Consider the following 12,926-nt stretch of genomic DNA (forward strand, 5'->3'; position numbering starts at 1 on the left):
TTTTACCTCATATTTTAAACTTTAAAAAATTTGCATCATTTTCAAAGATTAGATTTAACTGTTTGATTAACACTTCATCTTCTTTAAGCGTAGACTTAATACGTAAATAGCTCATTAAAATATTATCTGGATATAATGATAATAATGTTTCAGCTTCTGCTTGACGTCCAGTTGCAATATAGACATGCCATTTTGCGAAGGTCAAAACCGGCAGATTCATATATTGGTTTTCAAATTGAATAATTTTTTCTTCAACATCAGCATAGTCAGGAACCTGTTTAAGTAGTTGTTGCTGAAACCATAAATAAAATACTTCTGGATCAAACTGCTCTTTTAACAAGTGAAGGGTTAAAGCCGCATGTTGCATACTCATATCTGGCATACGGGCTAATAGTTTTAGCCATAACAACTTACTGCTATAAGGTCGAGTTTGAATTTCAGACTCTAAATCTAAATAACGTTGCTGTAAGGCCTGCAAGTCATCAATAGAAGCTTGATCAAATTGCTGAAGAAGTTGCTGCAACCATAAATCACGGTGTTCTGCATCTAGCAAACCATATTTCATGGAACGTAAATATACCCATGGATGTTGCAGCGCTAATTGCCCCCATAACGCAGTTAATCTTTGCTGGTAGGCAGTTTCTATTTCTTGTAACCAAGGCGATAACTGATGTTGGTATAAAAATTCGAGATGAGTTAATGTGCGGTCGGCTTCATTTTGGGCTAAAAAGATTTCAATTCGTTGTAACTCAGCCAATTCAAATGCCATCGGTGGTGATTGATCGAGAGCAGCTAATGCTTTTGGATAGTCGCCACTTAAAACCAAAAATTTGGCATCAATAATATTTTTTAAAAGTCCTGATTGAGTAAAAACACGCTCAATAAATACTCGTTGATCTTCGGCAGCCTCTAATAACCAAACAATACCTAATTGTTCATAGGGGTGAAGGTTTTTAAACTGGAAAATGTTTTCACTTTTTCTTTGTTCACGAGATGAATAACGTTTAATCCATAGCCATACGAGTTGAGCAATAAAACTCATCACTACAAAAGTAAGGGTTAATCCCCAGACATTTGTTTGCAGCTGCAGTTGTCGCCAATAGATATAAACATACCCCATTCCATAGCCATAACTAAATAAAGCTAAGGCTGCAAAGAGTATTAAGCTGATTACGAAATAAACCCACAGGAGGTGTTTCATATATCCTCCTTATGAGCCAATTAGCCCAAGTGTAGAGAGTTTAGGAACTGGCACCACAGATAAATGTGCCACTTTAGCAATACGTTTTTTTAACTGCTGACTGGTTGCATCAGGCATTTCATCTAACTTTTGCATCACCGATTGCAACTCATTTTGATACTCAGTCATTTTTCCTTGATTGAGTGCCTGTTCGGCAATTAACAATCTTAATTGCACTTCTTTCAGCACGACACTTCGACTCATTAAATTAATAGACGGCGTTTCTACTTTTTCTATGCGGAACCATTTTTTCCACCAAGACACAGTCTCGGATTGATCCATTTCAAGTTTAGGCTGGGCTAAGGCTTGTTGAATATTCTTATCAATGTTCTGTAATAAATCATCAATTAATTGATGACGTTGATTTTGAGCCAAAGTGAACTGTTGAACTGCCTGTTTATCCTGCTCGAGCGATTGATTCAAGCTATGCTGCAATGCAGGAGCAATTTCGTAGTGTACAAGCGATTGCTGTAACTGATTTAATTGATCAACTGCATAAATCAACTGCTGCTGATCAATTGCAAATTGAATTAAATCTAACTTTTGTTTAATTAAAACTGTAGGGGCAATACCTGTCGGTGGAGCATCTAGTTGAACCACTGAATTAGTTTTATTCCCTGTATTTACGGGTTGATTCTGCAACTGTCGCTGTAAAGCAACTAATTGATCATTTAAATTGGCATAGTGCTGTTCTGATTGCAGCAGACTTTGTTTGAGCTCGGGAACAGTACGAGAAATTTGCCACATATCGTAACTGAGCTTAGCCAACCAAGCTACGCCCAGTAAAATGATGATAGAAACAAGTTTTCTCATATGAATCCTTATAATGCCTGAATGTGATGAATCATCCCCGAAGGCGATAAATTTTCAAGTTGAATAATGTGAAAATGAGCCTGTTGCTGATCGCGATACTCTTTAACCATTTGAAAAAGACGAGGTCCTAAAACCAGATATACACCATCAGGTTGTACATTATTTTTTGAACAAAGCTCTAACCAATACTTCCAGCTCGCTTCACTGGTAATTAAGACCAGCCATTTATTTAAATTATAATTTGAATTCTGTGTCAGATGTTTGAATGCAGAATATGAAGCTTCTGGGCACTGCCGATGATATAGAACAAAATTTAAAATCTGAATTCCTTGCTGTTGCAAAGTCTCCATCATAAATTGGCGACCACCTTCTCCCCGCCAAAAAGCCACACTACCCGTCTGTTGCATATTGTGCAGAATAGGTAGGTTCAACATTCCCTCAGAGGTTTCAACATCTGGGATATGTGCGTCTATTCCATATTCATTTAGACAATTTGCTGTTGCCTGCCCTACAGCAATCCATTGGATATGTTTTAAATCGCTAATTTTTAAGCCACTTTGTGCTAAATACTCCATGCCCATTTCAACAGCTGTTGGGCTGACCACAACAATAGCTTGTGCTTTAACTAATTGTTGGTAAAGCTGTAGTAAGTGGTCGGAAAAGGGTTTAGCAACGAGTTCTAAAAGAGGTAAAGACTCAACCTGATAACCTTCATTTTGCAAAGCATCTGTTAATTCGGCTGCACGAGAATCAGGTCGAGTATTAATAAACAACATAGTTTAGTAGAGGGCCTTTAATAGTTCACCCGCACCTTGATCAAGTAAGTTTCGAGCAAGGTTCTCACCCAATTGCTGAGCATTATTGGCTTCATCTGTCATTTCCGCACGTAATAATGTTTGGCCATCAGGACTTCCAACACGACCTTCGATATGGATTTGACCATTTTGTAGTGTGGCATAACCTGCAATTGGGACCTGACAACCACCTTCAAGATAGGCATTAAATGCACGTTCAGCACGTACACAAACATCTGTTTCTTCGTGTAATAAAGGTTGAATTAAAGCCAATACATCTTGGTCAGCTGCACGGCATTCTAGGCCCAATGCACCTTGCCCTACAGCAGGCAAACTAATATCTGGTGTTAAACAATGACGAATCCGTTCTGACAACCCTAAACGCTTCAAACCGGCACTGGCAAGAATAATCGCATCGTATTGACCTTCATCTAGCTTCGCTAAACGTGTGCCAACATTTCCACGCAAGTCAATAATTTGTAGATCTGGGCGTTGTTTTAGAATCTGAGATTTACGACGCAAGCTTGATGTACCGACTTTTGCACCTTGTGGTAAATCAGCGAATTTTTCAAAATGATTTGAAACAAAAGCATCTAATGGATCTTCACGCTCACAAATCACTGCTAAGGTTAAACCTTCTGGCAAAGCCATTGGGACATCTTTCATTGAATGTACAGCCAAATCTGCACGCCCATCTAAAAGTGCTGCTTCCAACTCTTTAACGAACAGCCCCTTGCCCCCAATTTTTGCTAAAGGCGTATCTAAAATTTTATCACCCTGCGTGACAAACTTGACCAATTCCACTGTTAAATCAGGGTGAAGATCCTGTAAACGGGCACGAATATGTTCTGCCTGCCAAAGAGCAAGAGGGCTTTGTCGCGTAGCAATTTTCAAGGTTTTCATAAATTCAAGCATGGGCTGGTCAAACAATACACCCTAAACTTAACTTGATCCCTTAAAATTGCAAGTAAAATCTCGCAAGTCCAAGATCACTCTTTTAAATTTAGAGCTGATGAATTCGCTCTCTAAGCGTAGACAAATGTCGACGGCTCACTGAAAGCCTTTCATCAAGACCTCGTAATCTAACCTGATATTGTCCCGAACTAACCAGCTCTAGCCCATCTAGATATGCAACTGCAACCAACGCGTTTCGATGAATACGAATAAACTGATCTGCAAATTCGGTTTCAAGTTCTTTTAATGTTTCATCTATTAATACACTGCCGTTTTGATGACGCACCGTGACATATTTCTGATCTGCTAAAAAATAATAGATATTCTCAACAGGAATCAGCTCAACGCCACGATAGGTTTTTGCAGCAATTTGATGGCGCTGTGTTTTTAGATCATGTAAAAATTCATGTGGTGGCAAAGCACTTAGCTGTGCTCGAGTAAGCTGTGTCAATTGTCCAAAAGCTTGTTCAAGTTCTACTGGATCAATCGGCTTAAGAAGATATGCTTGAGCCTGAGATTTAAAAGCTTCTAATGCATGCTGATCATAGGCGGTACAAAACACAATCGCAGGCCGAGGATTTAACTGGCTTAACTGTTCTGCACAGACGAGACCATTCATACCTGGCATTTGAATATCAAGTAAGATTACATCCGGTTGATGAAGCCGTGCCTGTTCTAAGGCCTCCTGTCCATGATGAGCCGTTGATACAACTTCATGTCCCATCTTTGAAACTAAACGTGACAAACGCTCCACTGCAAGTGGTTCATCGTCACAAATTAGCACCTTCATTCATCCTCCTTGTCACCGTTAACTTGGTCCATTTTTTTATGGTTAACTCTGACTGACTTATTATTTTGTTTGATATTGATAGCTCATAATAGTGGTATATAAAGCTTCGCCTTTATAAACCTGAAATCTAACGGTGTTCCCATAATACGCTTTCAGGCGCTGCTTAACATTTTCAAGAGCGATTCCATGCCCTTTCCGTGAATTTATTGTATCGTCTGTATATGGGTTGGTAATGACTATACTGACCTGATTTTGCAATATTTCAACCAATACCCCTATGGTTGCTTTATCCATCATTGGTTCTACCCCATGAAAAATACTATTCTCTAACAAGGGTTGTAATGTCAATAAAGGAATAGTGATCTGTTTGAGTTGCACAGGTGAAAGCTCAATTTTCCAATCTACTTTTAAACGTTCCCCCAAGCGAACCTGTTCAATCATTAAATATTGTTTACTGAGCTCGATTTCTTCATGCAGACTCACCAACTTCAATTCTTGGAAGCTCGCGCGAAATAGCCGCGACAAACTAATAAGCATGCTTTCTGCTTTATCTGGATCTATCGTAATTAAACTGACCACATTATTTAAACTATTAAATAAGAAGTGAGGATGAATTCGCGCTTGCATGGCCTGAATACGAGCATTTAATTCTGCATACTGCTGATGCAACCACTGTTCTCTGACATATAAATAACGTAAGCAGAAAGCCCCGAGTAATATTCCATAGCTTAGATATAAAGGTACATTGGTAAAGTAAATGCTCAAGTCCTGTGTTAAAGAAGCATGTTTATTTAAAAGACCAAACTGAAAAAAATTACTCATTAAAGTAGTCAAAACAACAATGCCTTGTAGCATCACAAAACCAATAGCTAAAGCAAACTCTTGACGTAAACCGCTAAAAAAACCTTGAAAGCGTTCAACCAAGGCAAAAAAAGACAATATTACCCAGTTAATAAAAATGATGTATTGAAAAAGTCTTCCACCACTTAAGGCTTGCCAAGACTGCGCTTCAGCCAATGCCAAGACCAGTGCCAAAACATTACTTGCGATAATTAATTCGAATAAGTGTTGCCAACGCCCGTTTTTCGTAAAAAAATAGGAGGAATTTTGATTTCGGTATGCTGTAGGAAACAACTTTGTTTGTTGAGCTTCGGCAAGTGATATACTCTTTTTTATTTTACTGAGCCACCATGACCACATCTTCAAATCCCCCTAATTCAGTAACCCCAGACCAAACCTCAGGTATGTGGGGTGGTCGTTTTTCTGAAGCGACGGACGCTTTTGTAGCCGAATTTACCGCCTCTGTTCAGTTTGACCAACGTTTTTATAAGCAAGACATCGCTGGTTCGATTGCGCATGCTACCATGCTTGCGAAAGTTGGCGTACTCACAGAAGCAGAACGCGATGACATTATTGAAGGTTTAAGCACCATTCGCTCAGAAATTGAGGCTGGAAACTTTGAGTGGCGCATCGATCTTGAAGATGTTCACATGAACATTGAATCACGTTTGACTCAACGTATTGGCATTACAGGTAAAAAATTACACACCGGCCGTAGCCGTAACGATCAGGTTGCAACTGATATTCGTCTTTACCTACGCGACGAAATTGATGATATTTTAAAATTATTAGAGCGTTTACAAAAAGGCTTGTTAGGCTTGGCTGCCAAAAATGTAAATACAATTATGCCGGGCTTTACACATCTACAAACTGCTCAGCCTGTGACTTTTGGTCATCACTTGCTTGCATGGTTTGAAATGTTGGTACGTGACACTGAGCGTCTTCAAGACTGCCGTAAGCGCGTTAACCGCATGCCACTTGGCTCAGCTGCGCTTGCTGGTACAACTTATCCGATTGACCGCGCATACACAGCAGAACTTTTAGGTTTCGAAGCTGTATCTGAAAACTCGCTTGATGCCGTATCTGACCGTGACTTTGCCATCGAATTTAATGCAGCTGCTGCACTGATCATGATGCATTTATCACGTATGTCAGAAGAGCTCATTCTTTGGACTTCTGCACAGTTCAAATTTGTGAATATTCCTGACCGTTTCTGTACTGGTTCTTCAATTATGCCGCAGAAGAAAAATCCGGATGTTCCAGAACTTATCCGTGGTAAATCTGGCCGTGTATTTGGTGACTTAATTAGCTTGCTTACGCTCATGAAAGGTCAACCATTGGCGTACAACAAAGATAACCAAGAAGATAAAGAACCTTTATTTGATGCGATCGATACGGTTCGTGGTTCACTCATGGCATTTGCAGACATGATTCCTGCATTGGTGCCAAATATTGAAATTATGCGTGAAGCTGCGCTTCGTGGATTCTCAACTGCAACCGATCTTGCTGACTACTTAGTGAAAAAAGGCGTTGCTTTCCGTGATGCGCATGAAATTGTAGGTAAAGCAGTCGCGTTAGGCGTTGCTGAAGAAAAAGATTTATCTGAGTTAACACTTGAGCAATTACAGCAATTCTCTGACTTAATTACAGCAGATGTATTTGATAAAGCCTTAACCCTAGAAGCTTCTGTAAATGCACGTGATCATATTGGTGGAACTTCACCAAAACAGGTTGAAGCTGCGATTGCGCGTGCCCATACACGTTTAGAACAGTTATACGCTTAAGGATAAAACATGAGTCGTCAAGTATTTTGCCGTAAATATCAAAAGGAAATGGAAGGTTTAGACTTCGCTCCTTTCCCGGGTGCTAAAGGCCAAGATTTTTTTGAAAATGTTTCTAAGCAAGCATGGCAAGAATGGTTGCAGCATCAAACTACGCTCATTAATGAAAAGCGTTTAAACGTGTTTGAACCAGAAGCTAAAAAGTTTCTGGAAGAACAACGTGAAAAATTCTTCAATAATGATGAAAGTGTAGAAAAAGCTGAAGGCTGGAAACCAGAATAATCGGTTTGTTTTAGCTTTTTCATCATTTAAAAGGCGGATCTATATACATAGATCCGCCTTTTTTTACGTGAAACTTACACAAACATAAAAAGCCTTACATAGAGCGCACAGGACTCTACATGACATCAAAAAGCGAAGAACTTAATATCACTCTATAGCAAGAAGAACACGATCCCTGTCGTGTTTATGCACTTGATTTTCTGTCCTGAACTTCCCCCCAAAGTTCGGGACATTTTTTTATCTATTATTTTTAAAAATAAAAAAGCCTTGCTTGAAACAAGGCTTTTAAATATTTCAGCTCAAGATTACTTTTCGTGGACTTTGGCTTCAATTTCTTCAATTTTGGTATGACGAGCGTCAAAGCCTTTCGCCATATAAATCACTTGCTCAGCAATATTACGAGCATGATCGCCAATACGCTCTAATGAACGTAAAACCCACATCACATTAATCACACGAGCAATATGACGCGGATCTTCAATCATATAGGTCATTAATGTACGTGTTGCTGATTGATATTCACGGTCAATGTCAGCATCAGCTAAAAGTACACGTAAAGCTTGATCTGCATCTAAACGTGCAAAAGCATCAAGTGCATCATGAATCATGACACGAACTTGGTTACCAATATGACGTGTTTCCATGTAGCCACGAGGCGAACCACCCTCTTCACACAGATTTTGTGCAATACGGGCTATTTTTGCCGCTTCATCACCAATACGCTCAAGGTCAGTATTGGCTTTGCTCATGGCAATAACCATACGTAAGTCAATCGCTGCTGGATGACGACGTGCTAAAATTAGCGTCAAACCTTCATCAATATCACGTTCATATTGATTGACTGCATTATCTTTAAATTGAACATCAATTGCTAAATTTGCGTCTGTATCAAGTAAAGAATGAATTGCATTGGCAACCTGTTGTTCGACCAAGCCACCCATGGTCATAAACTTTGTGTTTACATCTTGCAAATCTTCATTAAATTGAGAAGAAATATGATGGGTTAACACCGGATTACTTGGACTCAAGGGAAGCCTCCAACATGATGGCGCAGGAATAAAATGATTGAGCATTAAAACACAGCAATCATTAAGTTTTTATGACAAAATTAAATTTCAGATAAAAGCATTTACTTACTGATAGGTTAACCAGCTATTAAGCTCAACCAGATCTTTTTCACCTAATTGGCCTACCGCAGCTTTTAAACGAAGCACATTCAATAAATAGTCATACTGAGCATTAAGATAATCCTGTTTTGCAGAAAAAGCATTACGCTGGGCCAATAAAACATCAACCATACTTTTCAAGCCTTCGTTATAACTCGCTTTTGAAGCTTGAGAAACTAAAGAAGAGGAATCCATTGCGGCCTTTCTTGCTTCAAGTTTGGCTTGATCTGTGTCCACCTGCATAAAGGCACTTTTCACATCGACATTGGCACGGCGAATGGCTGCATCAAGTTGTGCCTGCGCTTTATTGGCTTCTACAGTCGCCTTTTTTATTGATGTTCGGGTCCGTCCACCATTAAATAAATTCCAGTTCATTTCTACCCCGACCTGATCAAATTTTCCATCAGTCGAAATGAGTGTCTCTGGTGTTTGTTTAGTATAGCCATAGCTTGCTACAGCATCTATTTGAGGATAAAGCGCGGCCTTTTCGACACGGCGCTGATCTTCACTATATTTTTGCTGTAAACGGGCTTGCTGAATCTTTAAGTTTTTTTGCTGCGCCAAAGAAAGCCAGTCATTAAGTTCTGCCGGATAAGGCTTTTGAAAACTAAAATCACTACGCAGGACAGCAAGTTTATCTTGATAAGAACCAATATATTCAGAAAGCTGCTCTTGAGCTAAAAGTAATTGAACATTGGTTGAAATACGATTGGCTCTGGCATTTTGATATTGAGCATTTGCTTCACTCACATCACTACGCGCCACCAATCCTTCTTTGAGTTTGGCATTCATCATATTGAGCTGTTCAAGCAAAGCCTTTTCTTCTTGTAAATATGCAACACTCAGTGCCTGCTGACGCAACACATTAAAATAGGCCTCTGCCACATTTAAAACATGATCTTGTTTTTGCAGCCTTAAAGTAATTTCACTTAAGGCAACCGAAGTTTTAACTTGTTTATAACCTTCCCAAGCATCCATACGAAATAGTGGCTGGCGTGCAGTGAGAGTCGCTTGTCGAGTCGTTGACGTGTTACTTACCAAAGCATCTGACAGGCCTTCTTGATCAACACCCGGAAAGTTTGAACGTTTTACAGTTTGTCGATTACGAGTAATGTTTCCAGACAATGTAACGGTGGGTAATAACGCTCCCGTTGCCAAGCCTAAATTAAGTTGATCTGCTTCATATTGTTGTTGATTGGCTTGCCATGTCGGGTCATTTTGTTTTGCGCGCTCATAAGCTTCAACCAAATCTAGAGCAAAACTCGAAGATGCAAAACTCCAAAGGCCAACAGCGACCATTAATTTTATTTTCATTGTTCAAATCAACGATAAAACTTGCCTTTAAGACTAAGAAAAATTCAAATCAAACTCAAGCCATTAAAAGTTTTAGTTTTTTAAGCGTTCTTAGTTTTTGACAATATTAAAATACAAATAAAAATCAAAAACATGCCTATCCAACCTACCCATGAAACATGCTCGCCAACCAAAACAATCGCAAAAATCGCAGCGACTAAGGGTTCGAATAAAGTTAGGGTGGTCGCTTTGCTAGTATTTACTGTTTTTAGTCCAAAACCGAAAAGTAAATAACCCAAAAACATAGGAATTAGCATCATATAGCCAGCCACAAGTAGATTGGTTGAGCTTTGCAATAACCCTCCACCTGTAACTAACAAAGTAGGCAATAAAATAACTGCCCCACCACCCATAATCATGCCCATTGCAGCTTTAGCAGCAACACCCCGATCTATTAATCTTTTTGCAGCCCATGAATAAAGTGAATAAGTTGTAGCAGCGACCAGCCCAAGGAAAATACCGAAGAATTTATTCCATTGGTTTGTACTCTCTTGGACCGCATGACTTTCGCCCATCGACAACATCGTTACGCCAAGTACCCCACACACAAAACTTAGAAACCAGATAGCCGATAAAGCTTTGCGGTCAAAGAATCGTTCTAAAATTGCTGCGATCAATGGAGCAGTACCAATTGAAACCACAGTGCCAATCGTAATACCTGCATAATGCATTGAAGAATAAAAAGCCAAAGGATAAATACCAACTGCCGCTACGCCTAAAAGAAGTATTGAAAGATTTTTTCTAATAAATTGGCGGTTTTCCCGAATTGCTCTTGAAGCGACCAAAGCTTGTAAAAGACCTCCTCCACCCATCGCTACAGCGCCAATAGCAAGTGGGCCAAGTGTCGGTGCAAATGCTGCGGCCGTACCAGTTGTTCCCCATAAAACGGAAGCAACTAAAATCGCAATTGTGCCTCCATAGCTACTATTTTTAATGAGGCTAATCATGTGGACATTCTCTATTTAAAATGTCTTCAGCCATTTGTTTTGCCAAGAGGAGTTGACGACTGTTGCCTTCTAAGCCTGCTCGTGCCATAGAACCTTCTAAAAGAAAAGAAAGCTGTGTCGCCACATAGTTAACACGCTGAGAGTCTGGTATTAATTTTTTTAAATGCTCAGCAACAATAGCCTCGACTTCTTCTTTATGCCGTTTTACCGAACTTCGCCCTGCACTATTTGCAGGAAACTCAGCCGCAGCATTCAATAATCCACAACCTCGAAAGCCTTTTTCATAGGCAAATTCTGCATGGTCTTGATAGGCATCAAACACAGCCAAAATAGCTTCTTTCGCTGTTTTTGTTTTTTCTAAACGTGTTTGATAGAGATCAAGCCACTCTTGATGTCGTGCAGCAATGTAGGCATCTACAAGATCACCTTTTGAAGAAAAATTATTATAAAGCGACATCTTAGCAACATCTGCTTTAGTCGTAACCGAGTTAATACCCGTTGCAGTAATGCCATCGTTATAAAATAAGGTTGCCGCTGCATCGAGAATTTTCTGTCTTGCTGTTTTATCATTCATAGTTTTAATTTAAGTAGACCGACCTACCTAATAATAAAGATTTCTAACAATGATGCAATCTTTTTAAGCGTTATAATTTGAGCAATATTAATTTCTATAAAAGTACTATGATGAAAAAAGTTCTAATGATGAGTATGTGCAGTGCACTACTTTTAGCTGGATGTAATAAAACATCAGAGCAAGATCAGCCTGTGTCTAAAGAGCAAAAAACAACTGAACAAAAGGCTACTCAAAAACAAGACAGTAGCTGCTTACAGATCATGGCTGCCATGCAGAAAATCGACCAAAACAGTAAAATAGAAAATTTAAATCAAATTAATGAAAAGCTTAAAACTTGTGTTCCCTCTTTAAAAAATGAGGAACAGCTTAAGCTGATTAATGCATCAACTGCCATGTATCAACGTTTTCTTAAACAAGACTACACTGACAAAACAGCTAGAGCTTTTGAAGCATTTGGCTATGCTGTTTTAGAACAGAAACAAGACCTTAAAAAGGTCATTCAAACTCAGAAAAAACTCTTCGCCCAACTTAGCCCGCGTGATCAATATTTACTTCAACATGAAGGTCAAGCCTACATTGAACTCCTTTATCAAGGTGAAGGCATGTTTACCTATCGACGTCAGCCAAACTATTTAGTTGATGTTTTTTCTAAAGCCTTACCAGCAGACCAAAAAGAGTTCTTAACGCGTATGGCGAAAGACAATCAAAATATTTTTTATAACGATGGTGCGTTGGCTATTTCTTGGAAAGAGCTCACTGAACGCGCATTGTTTTGGGAAAAATTTATTCAAAAATATCCAAAGAGCCTCTTTATTAGTGATGCCAAATTACTCTTTAACGAATATCGCTATTTTATTTTCTTTGGTTTAGACAACACCCCTGTGTCAGATGAATATGCCCCGAACACATGGTTTGATAAAGATGCGCTTCAACAAATTCGGTTTCTCTCTACACAAAATGAATCGAGTTTAGCCAAACCTGCTCAACTGTTTCTTAAGTTTATTGCCACGCCTGTAGAGGAACGCAATAAGCAATTTAAAATAGATTTAACTGATAAGAATGGTGATAAAAAATCAAATTATCAGATTACGCATGAACAACTTGAGCAGCTATTAAAATTAGACTCCCCATGGAACACTGAAGTCTATCGTGACTGCCATATGGATGCGGTTTGTATAGATACAAATTGACAATGCCAGCCAACCTAAAACATGTTAGTCTGTAAATCGCTTGACGGAGCGCGAGTAATAGCTCGCTGAGATTGTGTAAATTCCGTGTTATCGCAACACAAGTTTGATCACAAGTACCGTTGAACCTGATCAGGTTAAGACCTGCGTAGGAATCAAGCCATCTGAAAACTTAAAGCCCTCAATTTATCTCGTAAAGATAAAT

At 39.2% G+C, this 12,926-nt stretch carries 13 protein-coding genes and 1 riboswitch; of the genes, 3 read left to right on the forward strand and 10 right to left on the reverse strand.

All coding sequences use genetic code 11. The features are described from left to right. Positions 1–7: 7 nt before the first annotated feature. From HLV59_RS17160 to HLV59_RS17185, 6 genes are all read right to left on the reverse strand, one after another. Positions 8–1,201 (reverse strand): heme biosynthesis protein HemY, encoded by a 1,194-nt coding sequence (locus HLV59_RS17160; protein WP_171430434.1) that lies wholly within the window; start codon positions 1,199–1,201, stop codon positions 8–10. A gap of 9 nt (positions 1,202–1,210) precedes the next feature. Beyond that, entirely contained in the window at positions 1,211–2,053 is an 843-nt protein-coding gene (locus tag HLV59_RS17165) for a hypothetical protein (RefSeq protein ID WP_171430435.1), read from the reverse strand. Between the two features lie 8 nt (positions 2,054–2,061). Next, entirely contained in the window at positions 2,062–2,829 is a 768-nt protein-coding gene (locus HLV59_RS17170; protein WP_171430436.1) for a uroporphyrinogen-III synthase, read from the reverse strand. A 3-nt stretch (positions 2,830–2,832) separates the two neighbouring features. Continuing rightward, entirely contained in the window at positions 2,833–3,750 is a 918-nt protein-coding gene (gene hemC, locus HLV59_RS17175) for a hydroxymethylbilane synthase (protein WP_216606740.1), read from the reverse strand. 100 nt (positions 3,751–3,850) lie between these two features. Continuing rightward, on the reverse strand, positions 3,851–4,591 hold the full coding sequence (locus tag HLV59_RS17180) for a LytR/AlgR family response regulator transcription factor (RefSeq protein ID WP_016144122.1): 741 nt from the start codon (positions 4,589–4,591) through the stop codon (positions 3,851–3,853). Positions 4,592–4,651: 60 nt separating this feature from the next. After that, positions 4,652–5,791 carry a sensor histidine kinase gene (locus HLV59_RS17185; protein WP_171430438.1) on the reverse strand — a complete coding sequence of 380 codons (1,140 nt, stop codon included), beginning with the start codon at positions 5,789–5,791 and terminating at the stop codon, positions 4,652–4,654. Between HLV59_RS17185 and argH the strand changes: the two genes are divergently transcribed. Together argH and HLV59_RS17195 are read left to right on the forward strand one after the other, a co-directional pair. Beyond that, on the forward strand, positions 5,782–7,215 hold the full coding sequence (gene argH / locus HLV59_RS17190) for an argininosuccinate lyase (RefSeq protein WP_002121138.1): 1,434 nt from the start codon (positions 5,782–5,784) through the stop codon (positions 7,213–7,215). The genes HLV59_RS17185 and argH overlap by 10 nt on opposite strands. Positions 7,216–7,224: 9 nt before the next feature. Continuing rightward, positions 7,225–7,494, forward strand: coding sequence for an oxidative damage protection protein (locus tag HLV59_RS17195; RefSeq protein WP_000089995.1), 270 nt, complete (start codon positions 7,225–7,227; stop codon positions 7,492–7,494). 305 nt (positions 7,495–7,799) lie between these two features. Here the strand turns inward: HLV59_RS17195 and phoU are convergent, their stop codons facing one another. From phoU to HLV59_RS17220, 4 genes are all read right to left on the reverse strand, one after another. Continuing rightward, complete coding sequence (gene phoU / locus HLV59_RS17200; RefSeq protein WP_013199117.1) at positions 7,800–8,522, reverse strand: phosphate signaling complex protein PhoU; 723 nt, start codon at positions 8,520–8,522, stop codon at positions 7,800–7,802. Between the two features lie 105 nt (positions 8,523–8,627). After that, positions 8,628–9,974, reverse strand: coding sequence for a multidrug efflux outer membrane protein AbuO (gene abuO / locus HLV59_RS17205; RefSeq protein ID WP_456318746.1), 1,347 nt, complete (start codon positions 9,972–9,974; stop codon positions 8,628–8,630). Between the two features lie 80 nt (positions 9,975–10,054). Next, positions 10,055–10,960, reverse strand: coding sequence for a DMT family transporter (locus HLV59_RS17215; protein ID WP_171430439.1), 906 nt, complete (start codon positions 10,958–10,960; stop codon positions 10,055–10,057). Then, positions 10,953–11,534: a TetR/AcrR family transcriptional regulator gene (locus HLV59_RS17220; RefSeq protein WP_171430440.1), complete on the reverse strand. Its 582-nt coding sequence runs from the start codon at positions 11,532–11,534 to the stop codon at positions 10,953–10,955. The genes HLV59_RS17215 and HLV59_RS17220 overlap by 8 nt, the downstream gene beginning before the upstream one ends. 107 nt (positions 11,535–11,641) lie before the next feature. Between HLV59_RS17220 and HLV59_RS17225 the strand changes: the two genes are divergently transcribed. After that, a complete protein-coding gene (locus HLV59_RS17225) occupies positions 11,642–12,724 on the forward strand; it encodes a hypothetical protein (protein WP_216606741.1) in 1,083 nt (360 codons plus the stop codon). Between the two features lie 34 nt (positions 12,725–12,758). After that, positions 12,759–12,893, forward strand: a riboswitch (TPP riboswitch). Positions 12,894–12,926: the final 33 nt, after the last annotated feature.

It is taken from the genome of Acinetobacter lactucae (assembly GCF_013122135.1).
GTDB classification, from domain to species: domain Bacteria; phylum Pseudomonadota; class Gammaproteobacteria; order Pseudomonadales; family Moraxellaceae; genus Acinetobacter; species Acinetobacter lactucae.